Below are 21,983 nucleotides of genomic sequence, written 5' to 3'. Positions count from 1 at the left end.
GAAAGGCTTACCCCCATCCGCGGACAGGAAAGAGAAGTCTTCCAAAAGAAGGCAGTGCGGGTGACAGCCAGTGATACTTCCGATAGGTTGCTGGACCGAAGATAGTCGCGAAACATCCTGATATCCTAATAGTTACGCAGGAAATTACGCTATACGTAGCAAGCCCGGTGTCATTTTCAACGGAAGTGAAAAATAGCCCGGCATATTCCTTTCTCCCCCCTTTTAACACCGGTATAAAGCCGGCATAAACGAATGAAACAAGCTTCCTGCGGTGTCGATTTCGGCACATCCAATTCGAGTATTGCCCTGGCGCAGGGCGGGCAGGTCAGACTGGTGCCTGTAGAACAGGATTCAGTTACCATTCCGAGTGCCATTTTCTTCCTGAAAAAAGAAACCCTCGTCGGTCGTGCCGCGGTACAGCGCTTTCTCCAGCGGGAGGACGGGCGCTTCATGCGGAGCCTCAAACGGGTACTGGGTACGCCACTGATGAATACCGGTACGCTCGTAAACGGCCGGTCGATGACCTTCGCCACCATCATCGGCACCTTCCTCGCTCACCTGAAGGCCCGTGCCGACGCCGAAACCGGGCATCCGGTAGAAGAAGTAGTGATGGGGCGACCCGTGCATTTTGTCGACGGAAACCCCGCCGCCGATGCCCAGGCTGAAAAGGAACTCCGCCAAATTGCGGAGAGCGTCGGTTTCCGGCATATTTCCTTTCAGTTTGAACCTATTGCGGCGGCTTTCGCGCATGAGCAGCGGGTTTCGGGAGAAAAGCTGGCACTGGTGGTCGATTTGGGTGGAGGTACTTCCGATTTTACGGTTATCCGGCTTTCGGCGGCCAACGCGGCCAAGGCCGACCGCAGCTCGGATATTCTTGCCAATACCGGGGTCCGGATCGGCGGAAATGATTTCGATAAAAACCTGAGCCTTGCCGAAGTCATGCCTGAACTCGGGTACCGCAGCACCTATGGCGACAAACGGATTGAAGTACCCCTCCGCCCCTTCCACGACCTATCGGAATGGAGCAAGGTGAACTTCCTCTATACCCTCAAAACGATCTCACAGACGCGGCAGATGTGGTATCAGTCGCATGACAAAATCCGCTTCGGCCGTCTTCTCAAAGTACTCGAACAGGAGTCCGGGCACGTATTGCTGGCGGCTACGGAAGACGCCAAAATCGCCCTTACCGAAGACGAATCCTACCCTATTCCCCTGAACTTTCTTGAAGAAGGACTGACAATACCTGCCGGGAGGAGCCATTTTGAAGACGCGATCCGGGAGGACGTCGCGCAGATAACGGCGTCAGCAACGGCCTGCCTGCTTCAGGCGGGGGTATCTGCCGCCGACATCGAGCTGGTTATTCTTACGGGCGGATCAACGGAAGTACCGCTCATTCAGTCTGAATTCCGGAAGCTGTTTCCGGGCGCGGCGATTGCCGACGAAAACAAGCTTTCATCGGTAGGTCTCGGACTGGCGTACGACAGTCACAATAAGTTCGGGCGGTAAGCTATTTGCCTGTTTGTGAAAAAAAGTGAAGGCCTGGTGTAAGATCCGGGCCTTTTTTGCGACTCATTGTCCGAACGCCCGCCAAACGGGACAAGGACAGTATCATGGAACAGGCATTTCTTACGGCAATTTCTGATCATCAGGGCATTCTCTACAAGGTTTGCCGGCTGTACCGGGATACCCGGGAGGATCGGGAAGACCTGTTTCAGGAGATTGTCGCCCAGCTCTGGAAAGCATATCCAGCCTACCGGCAGGAAGCGAAGCTGAGCACGTGGATCTACCGTATCGCGCTGAATACGGCCCTGACCCGCTACCGGCGTCATACGGCGGATATCCGGTTTACCGACTCCCTGCCGGAAGAGGCGCAGGCCGAAGAGCAGGAATCGCCGCAGCTTGAACGCCTCTTCCGGGCTATCCGCACGCTGAACGACGCCGACAAGGCCCTGATTTCCCTGTATCTCGACGATTTTACCTACGAAGAAATGGCTGGAGTTACGGGTCTGTCTGTCAACGTGATAGGCGTTCGCCTCAACCGAATCCGTGAAAAACTCAAACAACTACTGCAATGAATCTCGACGACCTGAAATCCGGCTGGCAGCAGGCCAGTGATCCGAAAAAAGAGGAAACACTCCGGCAAATGATGGTGACGCACCCGTCTGTCCGCCGTATCCGGATAAAACTGCTGATCGAAGTACTGGCGATGGCCGTACTGCTCGCTCTCTACTACGACGCGTTCGACGGTGCGCAGAAACCGCTTTATGCCAATGTATTGCTTGTCGTTTCTGCCCTGTGTTACCTGTTGACGGACCTCGCCGGGCTGTTTGTTCTGGCTCTGCCTGACGCCGGTACAGGACTCCGGGAAAGCCTCGTCCGTTACCTGACCTCGCTGCGGCGCTTTTCCCTGCTGGCGCAGGGAGCGGCCATCGCCTATGCAGCGGGGTTGCTGGTATTCTTTGCATCGGTAGTACCGCCGGAAAAGTATGGATTCCTTGCGCTGGCAGGGGGATTATTGCTTGTGCCGTTCTACTTCTCCGCCCGGCAATGGCAGGGGCACCTGAAGCAGGTGCAGGCTACTCTTCTTTCGTTCGGAGAGTAGAAATCGAAGTACTTGAGGCGAAGAAAGTACTGCTCTTCGAGATGCCCTGTGGAACATCTCGAAGAGCAGTACTTCTCACTCTGCCTCAATATTCCGTCCTACTTTTCAGCAGAACAGCCCCGGACGAAAATCAGGGTACTTTAGCGAAGAAGGTTCCGGAAATTAGCGGACCGATACTGCAATTGTCCTGATGCAGGTGAATGACGTTACCGGAAAAAGAACCGATGGCATAGTTTCCGGGCTTATAGCGTTCGATGGTGATTTTTCCCTTTGTCATCAGGAGGTCGTCGCCACAGTATTTGTAGTGTTCGAAATGACGGCCGTCGGGCAGGCTGAGGTTGACGCCACCCGCGCCGCTTCCGGGTACCCAGTTCTGTCCGAAAGCAAAGGTTCCGGTGCGTTTATCCTGAATTTCGAGGACGATACCGCCGCCGGGAAAACCACCGTCGATCGACAGCCAGTTGTCATCCTCCACCAGATTCACCTTCGTGCAGGTATAGCGCTGCCCGTCGATGAAAAAAGTGCCGCTGCTTGCGCCAACAAAAATCTCTTTGGACAGCACCAGGTGCGCCACGCTGCTGCCCAGCTTTACTTCCACCGTGATGACAACCGGATTCTGCTGCGGGAGTGTCGTCGGGGCGGTGTACACGGCGCTGTTTCCGTTGGCTTGGATGGTCCCGTTGCCCGAACCGGTTACTTCCCACATACGCACGGTAGCAGGCCGTCGCTTCAGGGGTTTGCCGGGAGTGAGCGGCTCCAGTTCAAGCACCTGAAACTCAGCAGATTCTCCCAGATCCAGAAACCCCTTGTCGCCCTGAAGGTGAATGTTTTCGAGCTGCTGCATTTCGACTACGCTCCAGTCGCTGAAATGGGGCATTGAGACGGTCACTTCCCGGGTGTCGCCGTTGGCGCTGACTTCCTCAGCCGGATACCAGAAGGCATCCTTGTCCTGAAAGGCAATCCGGATGGGGTCGTATGCGGCAGAGGAAGCTCCCCGGAAGCTCATCGTCAGCCTGGCTGGTTTATGAAACTGGGTACCGTCAGGCAGGAAGCGATAGGCCAGTCCGACGCCGTTGGGTGCCTCATTGGAAATGGGTTGTATGGAAATGCGGGTATCGGAAGAAAGCGCTCCGGCGGGAATCTCAAGTCGTACCGAACCGTCGGATGACTCGAGGGTTCCACCGGAGGCGCCCACCACCTGACTGACTACCTCGCCCTGCGGATTTCCGACGTCGGTAGGCCCGCCGCCGGTGGAAGGACCCGGATCCTGCGTTTTACAGGCGGAAAGAAAGAACAGGAAAGCGGCCGTCAGGTAGTGTTTCATGGCACTCGGTATCGTTGAAGGTTGCCCGAAACTACTGCTCGGCACCGCGCGTGCGCCACTTTCCCCCGGTCAGACGGGAGGCAGATTGCATGAACCGGGAGAATGACGGTATGAGTTGGGCATAGCATCGCAAATCCGGAGACGGTTTCTCCTTTTCAGCCAAAGCACAAAAGAATTTCAGCCAGACTGCGCCATAAATCGGGCTTGAACTGTTTTCTTTGCCACTATTCTATAAAATCTATAGAATTTGTTTCTATTGATTCTTTATCAGTACGGAAACTGAAATGCCTCCGGAATAAAAAATACCGGGAACGCATGAGTAGGAAGACAGGTATTTGGGCTTTATTTTGTCCGGAAACAGCCTGTTTTTTCCCGAAAAAATCTAATTGTATTAGTCGGCTTTGGCCTGGTCTCCGTCCTGACGCTCGCGGTATGGCAGATGAACAACGTATCTGGGATGATTACCTGAACAAGGGAGCTTTTGCAGAGCTGTACCGTTTCTATGCGCATGACCTGCTGCAGTACGGGTACCGTATTCTGCCGGACCGCCAGCAGGTACAGGATCATTTACAGGATCTCTTCTTCTATCTCTGGAAAAACCGGGAAGGGCTGACGCACGTCCGGGAGCCGCGATTCTACCTCTATAAGTCGCTGCGCAACCGGATTCTCCGCTCGATCGAGTCGAACAAAAATCTGCAATCACTTGATTTTCAGCCAACGGCAGACAGTGCCAGCCCCTGGGACAATCCGGCCTGGATGGAATCGGAACACCAGTCGGCGCTGACGGGAAAGTTGCACGCGGCCCTCTCCCGTCTTCCGGCACGGCAGCAGGAGGCCATCCAGCTCCGGTACTACCACGGCTTTTCGACGGAGGAAATCGCGCAGATCATGAAAATCAATGAGCAGTCGATCCGGAATCTGCTCTTCCGGGCTATTCTTCACCTCAGAGCGCAAATGCCGGCTGTTTCTGTGACGCTGCTGCTGGGCCTTCCTGTCTATTAATTTTTTCTCTTTTCGGATAGGTACTCCGCTCTTCGGGATGTTCCGCAGGACATCCCGAAGTACAGATAAGAAAGATGTTTATCTTTTTTGACCTCCATCGAAGCACTTCGCAAGCAGGGAAAGTATTTGTCAGATACAAATCTGATTTATCTGGCTTCGGGATGTCCTGCGGAACATCCCGAAGAGCAGGTACTCCGCATCGCTCTCCGGGATGTTTATTATTTTTTTTCTTTTCGGATGAGTACGCAACCGGAGGTCACGTATCTACGTCCTGAAATTACCGCAACCGATGGTGCCGTACGCCGATTATACCCCTGACGACTTCCTGAACGACGATGCTTTCATCCGCTGGGTTCGTACCCCCGATGAGGACAGCGACCGTTTCTGGCAGTTTATCGCTGCGGAGCATCCTCACCTCGTACCGGCTATGAGTCAGGCACGCGAACGGATCGGCGAACTGGCGGCATTCCTCCCCGGCGTTGGGAAAACGGACGTCGAAGACGTCTGGACCCGGCTTCAGGAGCAAACGCAGGAAGCACGTCCCGTGCGGCGGCTCCCTACCGCCTGGTGGGCGGCCGCCTGCCTGTTGCTGGTGGCTGGAAGTCTGACGACGTGGCTGGTTTCCCGCACACCAGCCATGCGGGTGGCTTCCGAACCCGCCGGTATTTCCCTGGTGGAAGTCCGGAACGACGGCTCGGCAGAACGCATCGTTTCGCTCGGCGACGGCAGTACGATCCGCCTTGCCCCGCAAAGTACCGTCCGGATAGACACGGCGTTTCGCGAGCGCCGCAATGTCTACCTGTCCGGAGAGGCCTTTTTCGAGGTAGCACGAGATCCGAAACGCCCCTTCCTCGTTCACACCAACGGCCTGATTACCAAAGTACTCGGAACCAGCTTCCGGGTAACAGCCTACGATAAGGATGCCCGAGTAACCGTGCAGGTACGAACCGGCAAAGTAGCCGTATACCCGAGCCGTACCACCGAAAACGCCGGGCTCCTCCTGACCCCCAACCAGCAGGCATACTTTCTCCGGAAAGAATCTCAGCTGGGCCGCGGACTCGTAGACAATCCGAAGCTGCTGCCGGAAGCTGTCAAAGATCGCTTTGCGTTTGAAGACACGCCGATGCCCGACATTTTCCGCGCGCTGGAGAAAGCCTATGGTATCCGCATCGTGTTTGACGAGGAGGTTTTCGGAAAGTGTCGTATGACAACGACGCTCGACGAAGGCATGCTGTTCGAAAAGCTGAACGTCATCTGTACAGTCAGCGGCGCCAGCTACCAGTCGGTTGACGGCGAAATCGTCATTACCGGCCGCGGTTGCGATTAATTTTTACCTGTTTGTTTTTGCATGGACCAAACTCCTGACTGATTTCCCCCGATTTAGTGTCTCAGTTGCCGCCTTCGTCGCCGAAGGACAAGGGATTCTTTTACCTAAAACCAAGCTTTCTATGAGGAACAAATTACTTCCCGCCCTGAGGAAATTTCTGACGCCCGTGCTGGTCGGTTTCATCTGCCAGGGCTTCGCGCTGGCCGGTCCGGTGGACGCGCAGGACATCCTCGACCAGCAGGTGACCATCCGCATCGCCAATCAGCCGCTGAAAGAAGCCCTTCAGGAAATCGAGCGGGCCGCCAATGTCCGCTTTTCCTACCTTCCCAAAGCCGTAGAGGCCGATCAGCGTATTTCACTGGCCTCGCGCAATGAGCGCCTCTCCGAGGTACTGAACCGCCTGTTTACGCCCATCCGCATCCGCTACCAGGTCAACGGCCGGCAAATCATGCTGACGCCGCTGGGACCCGCCGCTCCGGCCGCCATTCCAACCCGCTCACCAGGGTTTGAGGCGAGCGACCGGCCCGTTTCCGGCAAGGTCACGACGGAAACCGGGGAGCCGCTTGTCGGCGTGAGCATCGTCCTGAAAGGTACTGTCAAAGGCACGACTACCAACGCTTCCGGCGATTTTCAACTGGGTATTCCGGAAGCCGGAGGAACGCTGATTTTCAGCTTTGTCGGGTATGAATCGCAGGAAATACCCGTTGGCAACCGCACGACGCTTTCCGTATCCCTGAAGGCGACGCAAAACTCACTCAACGAGGTAGTCGTAGTCGGCTATGGTACCCAGAAACGCGGCTCGATGACCAACTCCGTCTCCCAGATCGGCGGCGAAGAGCTGACCCGCCGACCGGTTTCGAACGTACAGCAGTCACTACAGGGGCAGTTACCGGGCGTGACGGTACTTGACCGCGGCGGCTCGCCCGGTCGCTCAAACGCCTCCATCCGTGTGCGGGGGATCACCACATTCAATATCAACAGCAGCAGCACGAGCGGGTATGACCTCGGTAAGAACGATGCCCTGGTGATTGTCGACGGAATTGAGCAGCGCCTTCAGGATATCAACCCGGATGATATTGAATCGGTTTCTATTCTGAAAGATGCTTCCTCGACGGCCATCTACGGCTCCCGCGCGACGAACGGTGTTGTCCTTATCACCACCAAGCGGGCGAAAGGCAGCAAGGTATCGGTTGACTACCACGGTTACTACGCCATTCAGAATTCCATTAATACCCCGAAAAACATGGGGCTGGAAGACTATATGCGCCTTCAGGTAGCCGCCTACACCAATGCCGGCGCGGCATTGCCGGCCCGGTTTACCGAAGAGTCCATCAAAACCTGGGTAAGTGCAACCGACCGGGAAAAGTACCCCCTGCCGAACGTTTGGTACCAAACCATGCTCCGGGCAGCTCCCCAGCAAAACCATACCCTGTCGGTAGCCGGCGGCAGCGAAGCCCTTCGTACCCGTCTGAGCATCCGGTATCAGGATCAGGACGGAGTGATCACACACTATAATAGCAAAATCGGAGAAATCCGGTTGAACTCCGATTATACCGCGGCTAAGAATCTTCGGTTTACAGGAGACGTGAACTACCGGTATAACTATTCCCTGCAACCGACCGTCGATCCGATCAACATCATGTTTCACGGATCCCTCTGGGCCGTCCCGAAGTATGCAGACGGCACCTATGGTCTTAGCACACAAGGAAATAACCCGCTTATGTATGCCGAAATCGGCGGGGATTCGAAGCGGTATACCGACTACCTGGCGGGGTATGTCAAAGGCGAGTGGGACATTTTTCCGGGGCTGACGTTCTCGACGCAGATCGCCGGTCGCGGTCAGTTTGTCGCCGAAAAGAACTTCACCAACGCCTACACGAATACCGACAAGAATACCGGTATCGTCAAAACCGTTGCGAACAACAGCCTCACGGAAGTACGGAATTCACTCCGGGAATATACCCTGAACAGCTTGCTGACGTATGAAAAGAGCTTCGGTCTGCATACCCTGAAAGCGCTGGCGGGATACTCCCAGATCGGCAATACCCAGACGTTCCTGACAGCATACCGCGAGCGGTTTTACAACAATGACATCACGTCTATCGGTCAGGGCGCTAACGACGGCACCAAGAGTAACTCCGGAAACGATGCCGTATACGGTCTCCGCTCCTATTTCGGACGGATCAACTACGATTACGACGGGAAGTACCTGCTGGAGGTAAACGGGCGGTACGACGGTTCGTCCAAATTCACCGGAAACAAGCAGTACAGCTTCTTTCCCTCGTTCTCAGCCGGTTGGCGCGTATCAAAGGAACGTTTCTGGCAATCCATTGCGCCGGTCGTCGGTGACCTGAAGCTCCGCGGCTCCTGGGGAAAAACAGGGAACCAGTCGGTTGACCTCTACAGCTACTACGCTGCCCTTGCCGCATCAGGCTATACGTTCGGCGGCGCGGCAGTGCAGGGATACCGGCAGACCACCCTCGCGAACGCCGCGCTGGGCTGGGAATCGACGACACAGCTCGACCTCGGTCTGGACGCCGCGTTTCTGCAACGCCGGTTGAACGTCACGATCGACTACTACAAAAAACGCACGGACGACATCCTGCTGAACCTGGATATTCCTGCGACGATCGGTTTGACGGCGCCTCCGCAAAATGCCGGCTCCGTCGAAAATAAAGGCTGGGAATTCAGCGCCAGCTACCGATCGGGTACTTCTCCCTCCGGCTTCCGCTACTCCATCGGCGCGAACCTGAGTATCAATGAGAACAAGGTCGTCGACCTCAAAGGTACTGGCCCTTACATCACCGGTACCGATATCAATCCGCGGTATATCATCGCCAAAGGCCTGCCGATCAATACGCTCTGGGGATACAAAACAGCCGGGCTTTTCCAGACCGATCAGGAAATCGCAGAGTACAAGGCTACCTACGCCGCCAATACCAGGCCCGGAGATGTTAAGTACCTGGATCTCAATGGCGACGGCAAGATCGACGCCAACGACATGACCAATATTGGCAACTCCTTTCCGAAGTATTCCTTTGGGTTGAACGCGGACTTTTCGTACAAGAATTTCGAACTGAATCTTCTTTTTCAGGGGACGGCTGACGTAGACGTCCGTCTCGCCGGCGCACTTGCCGAAATGGGAAACCAGGAAGGCTTCACGCACAAAATCTATACGAACAACTACTGGACGCCGACGCATACCGACGCCCGTTTTCCGCGGCCGATCAAGTTTGACCTGCGGAACGTAGCAACGTCCGATCGCCTCGTCATCGACGGTTCCTATTTCCGGCTGAAGAACGTGCAGCTGGCGTATAACCTGCCCGCGAAGGTGACGCAGAAGCTGCGCCTGAACCGCCTGCGCGTGTACACGTCTGCCACGAACCTGTTTACGATTTCAAAACTCAACGAGTGGAACCTCGACCCGGAAGTGGAATCCGGCCGCGCGGTGTACTACCCGCAGACAGCTCTCTACACCGTCGGACTCAACCTTAATTTCTGATTGTCATGAAGTTACGCCTCGCAATACTCACCCTGGGTCTGATGGCCGGCTTGTCGGCCTGCGACCGGGGCCTGCTGGAAACGGTTCCGAATGACCGTCTTTCCGAAAGTGTCTTCTGGAAAAATGAAAACGACGCGCGGCTCGCCGTCAACTCCCTCTACAACGACCTCGACGGGACATCGATCTTTACCTGGGACGCCGTCACCGACATCGCTCATACCAACCAGAACTTCGACGTACAGGCCTATGTCGAGCTGGGGACCTATGACGCCACCAGCTCCAAGCTACTGACCGAATGGACCAACGCGTACCGCGGTATCCGGGCGACGAACTACTTTCTGGAAAACGTAGACAAAGTAGCTTCGACCAATACCGCGCTCATCGGGCAGTTCAAGGGAGAAGCGAAAGTACTCCGGGCGTATCAGTACATCAAACTGGCCGGTTTTTTTGGCGACGTACCGCTCGTGACAAAGTCCATTTCCATCGAAGAAGGCCGGAAACTGACGCGGAATACCGTTACGGAAATCTGGGATTTTGTAGACAAGGAACTCACAGAAGCCGCTACTCTCCTGCCCGCCACGTATGCCACGGCCGACAAGGGCCGCATCACAAAAGGGGCTGCCCTGGCGCTCAAAGCCCGTGCCGATCTGTATGCCGGTCGGTATCAGCTCGCCGCGGACGCTGCCAACCAGGTAATTCAGTCGGGTACCTACGGGCTCAATGACAGCTACGAAAAGCTCTTTAGCTATGCCGCGGAAAACAACAGGGAGGTCATTCTCGACAAACAGTTTATCAAGGATACCTACTCCAACGCGGTATTCAACCTCCTGGCGCCATATAGCCAGAAAAACGCACAGAGCTACTATGTTCCTACCAAAGCCCTGGTCGATACCTATGAAATGGCTTCCGGCAAGCTGATTTCAGACCCGGCCAGCGGTTACGACGCCCTGAATCCGGCCGCGGGACGGGATCCGCGCCTGCGCTTTTCCGTCTACCTTTCAGGCGATGTACTGCCGAGCGGCGCCAAATTCCTCCCGGCGCCGAACAGCGGTACCGCTGACGCCATCGGAAGTACCTATATCGCGTCGACGACAGGCTTCAACATCAAGAAGTACATCAATACGGAGGATTATGCCAATCCGTCCAACAACGGCATCAACATCATCCTGCTGCGCTATGCAGAGGTATTGCTGACCTATGCCGAAGCGAAAACGGAACTGAATCAGATCGATGCGACGGTACTTACGGCGCTGAACCTCGTCCGCAACGGACGGTCGGATGTGAAGCAACCGGCCATAGCTTCCGGCGCTACGCAAACCGATCTGCGGACGGTCATCCGCCGCGAGCGGGCGGTTGAACTGGCCTTTGAAGGACTGCGTCTGTTTGACATCCGCCGCTGGAAGACGGCTGAAACCGTCATGACCGGACCGGTTTACGGCATGACTTACCAACCGGCCAGCGGGTCGCCGGTTACGGTACAGGTGGTCGCATTTAACCGCCAGTTCGACAAATCCCGCCATTATCTTTGGCCCATTCCGCAAAAGGAACGCGACCTGAATCCCTCACTTACCCAAAATCCAGGCTGGTAAATCATGAAGTACTCTCCCTTGCTTTTCGCGGCAGCGCTGCTTTGTTCGCAGGCGGTGCATGCACAGCAGAAACCCAATATCGTGTTCGTTCTGACCGACGACATGGGCTATTCCGACATCGGTTGCTACGGTAATCCGTCCATCAAAACGCCTTTTCTGGATGGTATGGCGGCGAAAGGACTGCGGGCGACGAACTATGTCGTCACGACGCCTTCCTGCACGCCGTCGCGGGCTTCGCTGCTGACCGGCCGGTACCCGTCCCGCATGAACCTGCCCTACCCGATTCCTCCCGGATCGCCGCTGGGCATGCCGGACCAGGAAGTAACCCTTCCCGAAATGCTCAAAACCGTTGGCTATACCACGGCGATGATCGGGAAATGGCACCTGGGCGACTCCAAGCCGTATCACCACCCGACTGCGCAGGGCTTTGATTCGTACTACGGCCTGCTCTACAGTCATGACTACAAAGCGCCTTACGTGCAGACGGATACCACGCTGAAGATCTTCCGGAATCGTACACCGGAAATCGAAAAACCGGAGTCGGCCTCACTGACAGAGCTTTACACCCAGGAAGCGGTCAAATTCGTGAAGAAACAGGCGAAGAATAAACCCTTCTTCCTGTACCTGGCCCATAACATGCCGCACCTGCCGCTGGCGTCGACGAAGGCCAATCAGGGTCGCTCGGCAGGCGGGCCGCTCGGCGATGTCGTCGAAGAGCTCGACGCCGGCCTTGCCCGCATCTGGCAGGCGCTGGAGCAGCAGGGGCTGGCCGACAATACCATCTTCTTTTTCTCGAGCGACAACGGTCCGTGGATCGACTACCCCGCCCGCATGAGCGGAGACGGATTTACGCGGCCCTGGCACGTCGGTACGACAGGTGTATTTCGTGGCAAAAAAGGTGAAACCTATGAAGGCGGCGTTCGGGTGCCATTTTTGGTGTACTGGAAAGGCCATACGCCGGTCGGCAAGGTGGAAACATCCATGCTGAGCTGCCTGGACGTATTACCGACGCTCGCGCAATGGACAGGCGCCGCGCTGCCAAAGGGCCGCACGCTCGACGGGCAGGCGGTCAGCAACATCCTTCTCGGGAAGAAAGAAACCCAGCCGCACCGTCCGATTTTCTACGTCCAAAATGGAAAAGCTGAGGTGATACGCCAGGGCGACTGGAAATACCGGGTAACGACGGATAAAGGCGAAAAGAAAATCGAACTTTTCAACCTCGCCAACGATCCCAATGAGCGGGTGAACGTCGCGAAAGAGCAACCGGAAGTGGCGGCCTCGCTGCAGAAACTGTTTGAGAGTTTTACGGGGGAGAGTGAGAATTGAGTTTTGAGTTTAGGGTTGGGGGTTTAGAGTTGGGGGCTGGCAGGTTTGCCGGCCCCTTTGTTTTCGGTTTTCGGTCTTCCGTTTTCGGTTTTTGTGACCAGGCCTGGGTGCCCGCCGTGCGTAGCATCCACTACGCACTTTTTTAATGGGTAGGCTGTGCCTACCTCCATAAACTCAGCGTGTAATCAAACTGATTATGAAGACGTTGCATCCTTTTCCTAAGCAACGGCAACGTAGGCGCAGCCTACTGACTAAAAAGTGCGTAGCGGATGCCACGCACGGCAGGCAGCCAGTCCCGCTGCGGATTAGGAAATTTCCCTACATACTTCTTTTTTGTTTCTATCTTCTTTTTTGTGACCAGGCCTGGGCGCCCGCCGTGCGTAGCTCCACTACGGTAGCATCCGCTACGCACTTTTTTAGTGGGTAGGCTGTACCTACCGGTGCAAACTCGCCACGCTAGTTCTTTTTAACGGGTATCCATACCTCCTCTTCCGAATCCGGGTGATTATTCCGGTAGGCAGCGCCGAGGATTTCAAAATGCGGGCGGTCGTCGAGGATATAACCGGATGCCGGCAACCATACCTGAAATATCTCCTGGAAAAACGGCTGCGCCGCCGCCGGATGGCCCTTGTACTGAAATACAGCATACTGCCCGCCTTCCAGCCGGAATGATTCCATACCTTCCGGGGCAGGTACTCCTTCAGCGACCTCGGCCAGCGCCCATTTTTCAAAGGAGGTTTCCATTGTCAGTGCCGGCGGATATACCTGAAGCGAATACAACTCCGCAGATACACGGTTTTCGATCCGCGCCCGTAACGGCATAAAGGTCTGCCAGAGTTCAGCCGTCCGGTTCGCCGCAAAGGACATGGGCAGGCGTATACCCACGAAATATTTAGCCCCGATGGTTTCGATTCGGGGAGAAGGTAATGACATAGGATATAGACTTGTTTTCGGGAAAGATACGCCCGCCTGTCAGAAAAGTGTCAATTGCTTCGACGTATCATTGAAATTATCCATTCCCGAAAGACGGAAGGAATCGATTACCCGGAATTGTCCCAGCGAATGATCAAATTCACGCAGGTAAATACTATCGCACAAAAACCGGAAATCAATCGGCATGCCATCAAACAGCGCCTTCGCCGCGGCCAACTCAACGGGGTTTAGCTTGCGACCGATCGTCGCGTGTCCGTTCCAATTGATTTTTCTACCAAAAACGTATCTGACCAGCGCTTCGGCATAGCGACCGAGGACGGACATTGTATAATCGTCAGGCTTTACAAAATACGTAGTCGGAAATGTACCGGTACCATCCATACGGGCATAGACCGGCGGGTATTTTTCACAAAAAGTGCGAAGCCTGGCCATATAGTAAGGCAGCCTCTCACGCTCAATGACAAACTCGCAGATCGTCATATGCGGGTCAGAATGGCAGCTGGGAAACCAATTAATGACGGTTTTCAGATCCATTTTGAACGCCCGGATCTGCCGGGCAATTTCTTCCGGAAAAAGGAAGACAACGGAATAGGTAATTTCTGTTTTCATGGCTATCGATTTTTCAACCAAACTACCGAAATTCTCCTGAAAACCAAACCCTTACAACGATACTTTTCTTAGCAGGCAAAACAACCGGGAACGGTGCCGGTATCCGCTTTGCCAGGCCGGAATGCTTTTATTTTCGCCCGAAACCGTTCATTTTTGTCCCCGCGGCCGTCTTCTGCCGTTCACCCCATGGAGTATTACCAGCATACGTTTACCGGGTCCGACCCCCTGCCTCCCACCTGGGCCGCATCTGAATTTGAAGAGTGCCGCTTCACGGGATTGACGCTCACCGGCGCCGATTTCCGCAAGTCCCGTTTCATTAACTGCCGCTTCGACGACTGCCTCCTTTCAAAGGCGGTACTCAGCGGTACCCAGCTGGCAACTGTCCTCTTCCGCAATTGCGAAATGACCCACCTCAATTTCGGAGATTCGGATGCCTTCGGCTTTGCCATTCGTGCTGAAAACTGCCGGATGGACCACAATACCTTCCTCCGGCGGAACCTATCCAAAGCCCGTTTCGACGAATGTTCCCTTACGTCGGCCCATTTCATCGGTTGTAACCTCACCGACGCCGTCTTCTCTTCCTGTAACCTGGAACGCGCGGTCTTTGAAGAAAACCAGCTCGTTCGTACCGACTTTATCTCGTCCTTCCACCTGCGCATGGATCCGGACGTCAATACATTCAAGAAAACGCGCGTTTCCCTGTACCAGCTGCCGGGGCTGCTGGCCAAGTACGACCTCTCGGTTTCGGAGTAACCCGGCCGGAAAAACGACTTCTTCATCAACTGCCTGTAAACTCAGTAAGCGGACGACTTCTGTTTGCTGTTTTAAAATGTCAAACTGACACGAATTAACGATGAAGCCGCCGTGCGCGACCGAAGCAACGGAACTCTGGCTCGCCTTCCGGAAGGGCGACCGGGAAGCCTTTGCCCGCCTGGCCGGGGGATTTTACCGCACGCTCTACCACTACGGTACGAAACTCACCCGCGATCACGGGCTCGTTGACGACTGCATCCAGGAGCTGTTTTTCGACCTCTGGAAGCGCCGGGAATACCTCGCCGAGACGGAACAGGTGCGTTTTTACTTGCTCAAAGCCCTTCGCCGTAAAATCCAGCACGAAACCCGGCGGGAGTCCCAGTACCTCTCTGTAGATGAGGACCTTGACTTCGTCGGAGAATTTTCCATCGAGAGCCGGCTGATTGAAATAGAGACCTCGGAGTGGCAGTTGAAAAAACTCCGTCACATGGTCAGCCAGCTCAGCAAGCGGCAGCGGGAAGTGATCTACCTCAAGTTCTACCAGGAGCTGGACTACGAGCAGATCGCCGCGCTGATGTCGATCACGAATCAGTCGACCCGCAACCTGCTCCATACCGCGCTCCGCGACCTCAAAACAGCCTGGTTCCGGGACGAGTAAAATTTTTTCCGGAAATTTTTCAGTACAAACGCAGAATCCCCTCCCTTTTCCAGATAGAACACAATTCTATCATGGATTACAGCCATTTTACCTGTGAAGATTTTGTCCTCGATCCTTATTTCCGAAGATGGGTCGGCGGCGAACTTCCCCCTGAGGATACCTTCTGGGAAACCTTCCGGCAGGGTCATCCGGAGAAAGAAGAGGAGATTCGTCAGGCCCGCTTTCTTGTTGCCGGTCTGGGGATGGAGGACGCGCCTCTCAGCGACGAAGACATCCTCGCCCGGACCGAAACCCTCCAAAACCGGATCACGCCGGTCCGGTCGCTACGCTGGTGGATCGCAGCGGCGGCTTCCGTGGCGGTTCTGGCCGTCGGCGGACTCGGCTGGTATACCTTCCGGGAGCCGATCCGGCAGACGATCGGTCTGGCGCCTGCGGGCCAGCAGGAAGAGTGCAACACGAGCTCTGCCCGCCGGAGCATTACCCTCCCGGACGGCTCTGTAGTAACGCTTGAGCCCGGAAGCCGCATCTGCTACTCCCGGGATTTTGCCCGGCGTAATGTACAACTCGACGGGGAGGCCTTTTTCAATGTCGTGCGCATGCCCGAACGGCCGTTTCAGGTATATACCGGCCAGGTTACGACGCGGGTACTCGGGACGAGCTTTTCGGTGCAGTCGGCATCCGGAGATGTTGTCGTGAAAGTAGTGACCGGCAAGGTATCCGTCACCGCTCCCGAAGCGACCGGCGAGCATATCGTCCTGCTACCCAACCAGATGGGCGTATACCGCAAGGCCACCGAGCGCCTGTCGAAGACGCTGGTGGAGCAGCCGCTGCTGTTGCATACCTCGCCTGACGTTTCTTTTCATTTTCAGGATACCCCTGTCTCCGAGGTCTTTACCCGTCTCCAGCAAAGCTATGGCGTGCCGATTCTGTACGACAGCGAGGCGCTGGCCCGGTGTACCGTTACGGCGCCGCTCGGAAACGAGAGTCTGTACGAAAAACTGGACCTGATCTGCCGGGTTCTGCGGGCTTCGTATGAAGTCGTCGACGCCCAGATTGTCATCTCCAGCCGGGGATGTGCCGCCACCTCCCCTTCACCCGATGTGATTCCGTAAAAACCCGTAAAAACAATGCAAAACCTCTTACATGCAACTTCTTTCGGAACAAAGGCCCGTCGCTGGCTACACGCGACGGGGCACGTTCTGCTTACCAGTTTAACCCTGACGGCGACGGCCGGCGCGCAGGTACTCGATCAGACCGTCAAGCTACATGTTGAAAATCAGGACGTGGCGCGGGCGCTCCATGCGCTGGAGAAGGAAGGGAACATCCGGTTTGTGTTCAGTCCGGAGGTCATCCGGTCGGACCAGAAGGTATCCATCCGTCAGAAAAAGGAACGCCTCGGCAACCTGCTCGATCAGTTGCTTCATCCCCTGAATATTTCCTATGAAGTTTCGGGGAAATACATCCTGTTGACGGACCTGGCCCCCCAGGCCAAAATGCGCCCCGGCCTGCGGGCGCTGATGCCGGTGGTGGTGTTCGCAGCGCCCATCCGGGGAACGGTCGTGGACGAAAGAGGCAAGGGCCTCCCCGGCGTCAGCGTACGCCTGAAAGGTACCCAGCAAGGCACCGTAACCGACTCGGCGGGGGAATTTACGATTCAGGTTTCCGATAAATCGGCTGTGCTGGTGTTCAGCTATGTCGGCTATGCTTCGCAGGAAGTAACCGTGGGCGAACAGACGTTCCTCAACATCAAGCTCAACCCGAGCGATCAGGCGCTGAGTGAAGTCGTCGTCATCGGTTACGGAACGGCGAAGAAAAAAGACGTCGTCGGCGCCCTCGACCTGATTTCCACGAAAGAAGCCGGCTCCACTACCGCTACCAACGCCTCCCAGCTGCTGATCGGCAAGTCGGCCGGGGTTCAGGTACTCCAGTCAAACGGCACGCCAGGTTCCGACTCGCAGATTCTCATCCGCGGTACGGGCTCGTTTACAGGCGTAGATCCGCTCTATGTCATCGACGGTATCCAGGGCAGCAAAACGATGTTCAATACCCTGGCTCCGCAGGATATCGAGAACATTACGATTCTAAAAGACGCCTCATCCACAGCCATTTACGGCTCGGCAGCGGCAAACGGAGTCGTGATCATTACCACGAAACGCGGCAAATCCGGTGCGCCGAAAATCAGCGTCAACTCCCAGTGGGGGGTATCGTCAGCCTGGAAACGGCTCGACTTGCTCAACGCCTCCCAATACGTAGACCTGCTCCGGGATTTCGCGGCGACGACCAACTCGGCCCTGCCGGCGAAATTCAGCACACCGGATGTGCTCGTCACCCGCAACGACTGGCAGGATCAGATTTTCCGGAACGGACTCGTCTCTCAGAATGACATCAACGTCAGCGGAGGCAGCGACAAGGTCAGCTACAACTTCTCCCTGAGCCATATGAGCCAGGAAGCGATCGTCAAAGCCTTCGTCGATAACCGGACTACAGCCCGCTTCGCACTCGACGAAACCCTCGGGCGCTTCCGCTTCGGCCAGACGCTCAACATCCGCTACGTGAAGGACAAGGGAGAAATCGCGAGCATCAACGATGCCGTGTATTATGCGCCGTACAAGCCGGTTTTTGATCCGACGATTCCCGGCGGGTATTCCAATACAACGAACATCGACGACTTCAGCAATGGAAATAACCCGCTGGCTGTCATTAACCTGAAAAAGCCGGTTACGACCAGCTTCGTCTTCTTCCCGCAGTTTTACGCAGAAGTAGACCTGTTTGCCGGGCTTCGCTTCCGGACTCAGCTGTCGGCGCAGATCGGCGGCGGGCGATCCGACAGCTATCAATATGCCTACAACGGTGGAAACAACCTCTCGAATCCACGGCAGGCGACACTTGGATACAACAACAGTTCCTTTTACACGATCGAAAACTACTTCTCGTACAACCGGCAATTCGGCAAACACAATGTATCCGGCACCATCGGGAATAGCTACCTGGATCCGGGGCGGTCGTCGAGCGTAACGGCCAACGGCACCAACATTCCCAATGATAACATCCAGAATATCAGCGTCGCACAAACCCAGACCGTCAGCGGAAGTGCATATGGCTATGCCCGTTCTTCGGTGATTTCGTACTTCGGACGGGTGGGATATACCTATGACGACCGCTACATTTTCTCAGCCAGCTACCGGCGGGACGGCGCGTCCAACTTCGGCGCCAACAATCGCTTCGGGAATTTCTACGGACTCGGTCTGGCCTGGCGCTTTACGGATGAAGCCGTCTTCAAAAGCGGACTGCCCTTCCTCAGCGACGGCAAGGTGCGCGTCGGCCTGGGCCGTACCGGAAACAACAGCATTCCGACAACGGGCGTAACGTCTGTGTTGACCTTCAGCGGCAATCCGAACGGTAACCTGGTGTATTCCCTCGGCACCAACGAAGGGTTCAACCCGGGCACCACCATCAACACCCTGGCCAACCCGAATATCAAGTGGGAAACGACGGATCAGACTGACATCGGATTGGACCTGGCCTTCCTCGACAACAAGCTGACCCTGGGTCTGGATTGGTACAACCGGAAGAGTACCGGGCTGCTCGTCAGCGTACCGGTGTCAGGCAGTACGGGCGCGTCGCTCTCCGGCGGACAGCCCAGCAAGTATGCCAACGCCGCCAGTGCGCAGAACAAGGGCATTGAAATTACGCTCGGGTACCGGAGTACGGCCGGAAAGGACTTCCACTACAATGTGAACGGGAATATCGGCATCAACGACAACAAGGTACTCTCTCTTGGCAGCGAGTTCGCCGCGCCCATTCAGGCAGGGTCGTTCAGTAACCTGCCGACGTTTACCTATACCGCCGCCGGATCGGCGATCGGCTCGTTCTACGGTTATTCGCTGGACCATGTCGCGAAGGATCAGTCGGAAATCGACGCACTCAACGCTCGTGCCCGGCAACAAAGCGGCGACGCCGCTGCGGTATATCAGGGAGGGTTATTACCGGGCGACTTCATTTTCAAGGATATTGACGGAGACGGGAAAGTCACGCCAACGGATATGAAAATCCTCGGCAACCCCATTCCCAAAGTCGTGTACGGAATCAACGCCGGTTTCAACTTCCGGAACTTCGATTTCAACCTGGTACTTTCCGGGGTCGGTGGACTAAAACTGGTGAATGCCTTCAAGTTCGTCACCCACAACGAATCAACCGGGCATAATGCGTCGACGGCTATCCTCGACCGCTGGCGTAAATCCGGAGATATCGCCTCCCTGCCGCGGGCGGGCCAGAGCGCGACGGGCGACGGCAACCTCCGTCCCTCCGACTGGTGGCTTGAAAACGGAGACTACCTCCGCGTCCGGAACGTTACGCTGGGCTATTCGCTGCCACAGGGACTTCTGGGGAAGATCGCCGGCGGAAAAGCAGTCCGGAGCGTACGCCTGTTTGTCGCCGGGCAAAACCTGCTGACGTTCACGAAGTACACCGGGTATGACCCCGAAGTCAGCACGCAGAACGGCGGCAGTTACATTTTCTCCCGCGGAATCGACGACCGTCTCCAGCTCCCCCAACCCCGGACGCTCCTCGGCGGTATTCAACTCGGTTTCTAGCGGTTTCACCTCTCTATCGACATGACGATGAAAAAGATATTTTTCCTTTTGTTCCTGCTCGCCGGCGGCTTCGGTATCGTGAGCTGCGATAAATCGAAGCTGGAGCTATCCAGCCTCAGCAACTACGACTACGCGACGTACTTCAACTCGGCCGACGGTCTTAACCAGGCCACTATCGCTACCTACGCCACGCTGCTGCACAACGGGCTGTGGTCCCGGGAGTATTACTTTATTTTTGATCTCCTCGGGTACGACGCCAAGAAATCCACGAACCTGCAGGGGGATATGGCGCAGCTCGCCGATTACTCCTTCGGTACCAGCCAGACGCAGATCGGCCAACTGTGGAATAGCCTCTACCGCCTGATTTTCCGGGCCAATGTGGTGATTGACCGGGCCAATGCCTGGAACCCGACCGTGCCCGCCGACCAGGCTAAGGCGAAGCAGTACGTAGCTGAAGCCCGTTTCCTGCGTTCCTATGCCTATTTCAACATCGTGAACCTGTGGGGCCGCGCGCCGCTCTATACTTCGTATGACAGTACGGTAGTCAACAACTACCCTTCCCGGGCATCCGTAGCTGCGATCTGGAGCTTCATTGAAAACGACCTGACGCAGGCTGCCGCCGATCTGCCCGTCACCTATGACGCTGCTACCGGCCTCGGCCGGGCTACCAAAGGCGCCGCGCTCGCGCTCCTCGGCAAGTCGTACCTCTACCAGAAAAAATGGGCACAGGCGCAGGCTACGTTGACCCAGCTCACAGCAGCGCCGTTTACGTATGCGCTGGCGCCTTCGTACGACGACCTCTTCAGCATGACCAACCAGAGTACTCCCGAGAATATCTTTCAGGTGATGAATGCCGCCTGGACCGACTGGGGTATCGGTAATCAGTACTATGTTTTCGGAGGACAGGAAACCTGGGGCGGCAAGGCCAGCCACTCTGACCGGGCGCAGGAATACGGTTTCAAGGATTGGTTCAACGTGTATGTGCCGACAACCGTCGTGAAAGCGTTTACCTATACCAATCCCGGTACCGGCGCGTCGTATACCGACCCGCGGGCGGCCTTCACCTTTTACGGCAGCAAAGCCAGCGGCGGCGATACCGTCTACTGCGAACGCTGCAAGGAAGGAAAGATATCCTTTCCCTTCAATGCCGCCGATCCGCAGGGCTATTACGTCTGGCGTAAATACGAATACTACGAGGACATAGCCTCCTATGGCGGTCCGCAAAGCCCGATCAACGGCCAGGTAATCCGCTATGCCGATGTCCTCCTGATGCTCGCCGAAGCATATATCCAGCAGGGAAATACCGGCGCCGAGCCGCTGAAGTACATCAACGCCGTGCGCGCACGGGCGGGCGCCTTTGCCTATACGACCCTTGGCGACCAGGCAAATGCCACGACCATCCTCCGCCGGGAGCGGCAGATTGAATTATGCGGCGAGCAGTCCCGGTACTTCGACCTTATCCGCTGGGGTATTGCCAAAGAAACGCTGAATGCCCAGCGGGCGGCTGAGCCGGGGGACGGCAAGCAGCCCTTCCAGGACAAGCACGTCCTCCTGCCGATTCCGGATGTCGAGAAAAACTATAACCCCAACGTCGCCCGCGACATTGCCAATACCTGGAATTAACGTTCCGTCTTTCCACCCACAGGCCCGGCAGCATGCTGCCGGGCTATTTTTGTTTGTCCGCAGGCGGACGGAGGCTGTTCGGTTTCGAACATATCTTTTTATATAATCTATTGGTTATCAGAAATATAAAAACAGCACCCGCC

16 protein-coding genes are annotated in these 21,983 nt (G+C 56.0%); 13 read left to right on the top strand and 3 right to left on the bottom strand.

The window, feature by feature from the left end; translation table 11 throughout:
- Positions 1–252: 252 nt before the first annotated feature.
- From BLR09_RS24385 to BLR09_RS24375, 3 genes are all read left to right on the top strand, one after another.
- Positions 253–1,506, top strand: a complete 1,254-nt coding sequence (locus BLR09_RS24385) for an Hsp70 family protein (RefSeq protein ID WP_093208928.1) — start codon at positions 253–255, stop codon at positions 1,504–1,506.
- 104 nt (positions 1,507–1,610) lie between these two features.
- Positions 1,611–2,075: an RNA polymerase sigma factor gene (locus tag BLR09_RS24380; RefSeq protein WP_093209060.1), complete on the top strand. Its 465-nt coding sequence runs from the start codon at positions 1,611–1,613 to the stop codon at positions 2,073–2,075.
- Entirely contained in the window at positions 2,072–2,602 is a 531-nt protein-coding gene (locus BLR09_RS24375) for a hypothetical protein (protein WP_093208926.1), read from the top strand. The genes BLR09_RS24380 and BLR09_RS24375 overlap by 4 nt, the downstream gene beginning before the upstream one ends.
- Before the next feature lie 130 nt (positions 2,603–2,732).
- Here the strand turns inward: BLR09_RS24375 and BLR09_RS24370 are convergent, their stop codons facing one another.
- Entirely contained in the window at positions 2,733–3,926 is a 1,194-nt protein-coding gene (locus BLR09_RS24370; RefSeq protein WP_093208923.1) for a hypothetical protein, read from the bottom strand.
- Positions 3,927–4,358: 432 nt separating this feature from the next.
- Between BLR09_RS24370 and BLR09_RS24365 the strand changes: the two genes are divergently transcribed.
- The 5 genes from BLR09_RS24365 to BLR09_RS24340 all read left to right on the top strand — a co-directional run bounded on the left by BLR09_RS24365 (position 4,359) and on the right by BLR09_RS24340 (position 12,672).
- Complete coding sequence (locus BLR09_RS24365; RefSeq protein WP_176785663.1) at positions 4,359–4,928, top strand: RNA polymerase sigma factor; 570 nt, start codon at positions 4,359–4,361, stop codon at positions 4,926–4,928.
- A gap of 289 nt (positions 4,929–5,217) precedes the next feature.
- The gene (locus BLR09_RS24355; RefSeq protein ID WP_093208915.1) at positions 5,218–6,255 is read left to right on the top strand and encodes a FecR family protein; all 1,038 of its coding nucleotides are present in this window, start codon (positions 5,218–5,220) and stop codon (positions 6,253–6,255) included.
- Between the two features lie 121 nt (positions 6,256–6,376).
- On the top strand, positions 6,377–9,757 hold the full coding sequence (locus tag BLR09_RS24350) for a SusC/RagA family TonB-linked outer membrane protein (RefSeq protein WP_245690012.1): 3,381 nt from the start codon (positions 6,377–6,379) through the stop codon (positions 9,755–9,757).
- Positions 9,758–9,762: 5 nt separating this feature from the next.
- A complete protein-coding gene (locus BLR09_RS24345) occupies positions 9,763–11,346 on the top strand; it encodes a RagB/SusD family nutrient uptake outer membrane protein (RefSeq protein WP_093208913.1) in 1,584 nt (527 codons plus the stop codon).
- A 3-nt stretch (positions 11,347–11,349) separates the two neighbouring features.
- Positions 11,350–12,672, top strand: a complete 1,323-nt coding sequence (locus BLR09_RS24340) for a sulfatase family protein (protein WP_093208910.1) — start codon at positions 11,350–11,352, stop codon at positions 12,670–12,672.
- A 456-nt stretch (positions 12,673–13,128) separates the two neighbouring features.
- Here BLR09_RS24340 and BLR09_RS24335 read toward each other — a convergent pair whose 3' ends face one another.
- Together BLR09_RS24335 and BLR09_RS24330 are read right to left on the bottom strand one after the other, a co-directional pair.
- Positions 13,129–13,605, bottom strand: a complete 477-nt coding sequence (locus BLR09_RS24335) for a GyrI-like domain-containing protein (protein WP_093208907.1) — start codon at positions 13,603–13,605, stop codon at positions 13,129–13,131.
- A gap of 39 nt (positions 13,606–13,644) precedes the next feature.
- Entirely contained in the window at positions 13,645–14,214 is a 570-nt protein-coding gene (locus BLR09_RS24330) for a 2'-5' RNA ligase family protein (RefSeq protein WP_093208904.1), read from the bottom strand.
- Between the two features lie 186 nt (positions 14,215–14,400).
- Here BLR09_RS24330 and BLR09_RS24325 point away from each other — a divergent pair, with 186 nt between their 5' ends.
- The 5 genes from BLR09_RS24325 to BLR09_RS24305 all read left to right on the top strand — a co-directional run bounded on the left by BLR09_RS24325 (position 14,401) and on the right by BLR09_RS24305 (position 21,840).
- On the top strand, positions 14,401–14,967 hold the full coding sequence (locus BLR09_RS24325) for a pentapeptide repeat-containing protein (protein WP_093208902.1): 567 nt from the start codon (positions 14,401–14,403) through the stop codon (positions 14,965–14,967).
- A 100-nt stretch (positions 14,968–15,067) separates the two neighbouring features.
- A complete protein-coding gene (locus BLR09_RS24320) occupies positions 15,068–15,625 on the top strand; it encodes an RNA polymerase sigma factor (protein WP_093208899.1) in 558 nt (185 codons plus the stop codon).
- A 71-nt stretch (positions 15,626–15,696) separates the two neighbouring features.
- The gene (locus tag BLR09_RS24315; RefSeq protein WP_093208897.1) at positions 15,697–16,737 is read left to right on the top strand and encodes a FecR family protein; all 1,041 of its coding nucleotides are present in this window, start codon (positions 15,697–15,699) and stop codon (positions 16,735–16,737) included.
- Positions 16,738–16,752: 15 nt separating this feature from the next.
- Entirely contained in the window at positions 16,753–20,217 is a 3,465-nt protein-coding gene (locus BLR09_RS24310) for a TonB-dependent receptor (protein ID WP_093208894.1), read from the top strand.
- Between the two features lie 27 nt (positions 20,218–20,244).
- Positions 20,245–21,840 carry a RagB/SusD family nutrient uptake outer membrane protein gene (locus BLR09_RS24305; RefSeq protein WP_093209053.1) on the top strand — a complete coding sequence of 532 codons (1,596 nt, stop codon included), beginning with the start codon at positions 20,245–20,247 and terminating at the stop codon, positions 21,838–21,840.
- Positions 21,841–21,983 lie beyond the last annotated feature (143 nt).

This window comes from Siphonobacter aquaeclarae (assembly GCF_900103285.1).
GTDB lineage: Bacteria > Bacteroidota > Bacteroidia > Cytophagales > Spirosomataceae > Siphonobacter > Siphonobacter aquaeclarae.
The sequence above is the reverse complement of the archived record's forward strand: the minus strand, read 5'-3'. Positions and strand labels throughout refer to the sequence as shown.

What these genes read in the sequence shown, in the direction of transcription:
- BLR09_RS24315 (WP_093208897.1), top strand. Translation starts at nt 15,697, where the DNA reads ATGGATTACAGCCATTTTACCTGTGAAGATTTTGTCCTCGATCCTTAT.
- BLR09_RS24385 (WP_093208928.1), top strand. Translation starts at nt 253, where the DNA reads ATGAAACAAGCTTCCTGCGGTGTCGATTTCGGCACATCCAATTCGAGT.
- BLR09_RS24355 (WP_093208915.1), top strand. Translation starts at nt 5,218, where the DNA reads ATGGTGCCGTACGCCGATTATACCCCTGACGACTTCCTGAACGACGAT.
- BLR09_RS24335 (WP_093208907.1), bottom strand. Translation starts at nt 13,605, where the DNA reads ATGTCATTACCTTCTCCCCGAATCGAAACCATCGGGGCTAAATATTTC.
- BLR09_RS24380 (WP_093209060.1), top strand. Translation starts at nt 1,611, where the DNA reads ATGGAACAGGCATTTCTTACGGCAATTTCTGATCATCAGGGCATTCTC.
- BLR09_RS24365 (WP_176785663.1), top strand. Translation starts at nt 4,359, where the DNA reads ATGGCAGATGAACAACGTATCTGGGATGATTACCTGAACAAGGGAGCT.
- BLR09_RS24325 (WP_093208902.1), top strand. Translation starts at nt 14,401, where the DNA reads ATGGAGTATTACCAGCATACGTTTACCGGGTCCGACCCCCTGCCTCCC.
- BLR09_RS24320 (WP_093208899.1), top strand. Translation starts at nt 15,068, where the DNA reads ATGAAGCCGCCGTGCGCGACCGAAGCAACGGAACTCTGGCTCGCCTTC.
- BLR09_RS24375 (WP_093208926.1), top strand. Translation starts at nt 2,072, where the DNA reads ATGAATCTCGACGACCTGAAATCCGGCTGGCAGCAGGCCAGTGATCCG.
- BLR09_RS24350 (WP_245690012.1), top strand. Translation starts at nt 6,377, where the DNA reads ATGAGGAACAAATTACTTCCCGCCCTGAGGAAATTTCTGACGCCCGTG.
- BLR09_RS24310 (WP_093208894.1), top strand. Translation starts at nt 16,753, where the DNA reads ATGCAAAACCTCTTACATGCAACTTCTTTCGGAACAAAGGCCCGTCGC.
- BLR09_RS24330 (WP_093208904.1), bottom strand. Translation starts at nt 14,214, where the DNA reads ATGAAAACAGAAATTACCTATTCCGTTGTCTTCCTTTTTCCGGAAGAA.
- BLR09_RS24345 (WP_093208913.1), top strand. Translation starts at nt 9,763, where the DNA reads ATGAAGTTACGCCTCGCAATACTCACCCTGGGTCTGATGGCCGGCTTG.
- BLR09_RS24340 (WP_093208910.1), top strand. Translation starts at nt 11,350, where the DNA reads ATGAAGTACTCTCCCTTGCTTTTCGCGGCAGCGCTGCTTTGTTCGCAG.
- BLR09_RS24370 (WP_093208923.1), bottom strand. Translation starts at nt 3,926, where the DNA reads ATGAAACACTACCTGACGGCCGCTTTCCTGTTCTTTCTTTCCGCCTGT.
- BLR09_RS24305 (WP_093209053.1), top strand. Translation starts at nt 20,245, where the DNA reads ATGAAAAAGATATTTTTCCTTTTGTTCCTGCTCGCCGGCGGCTTCGGT.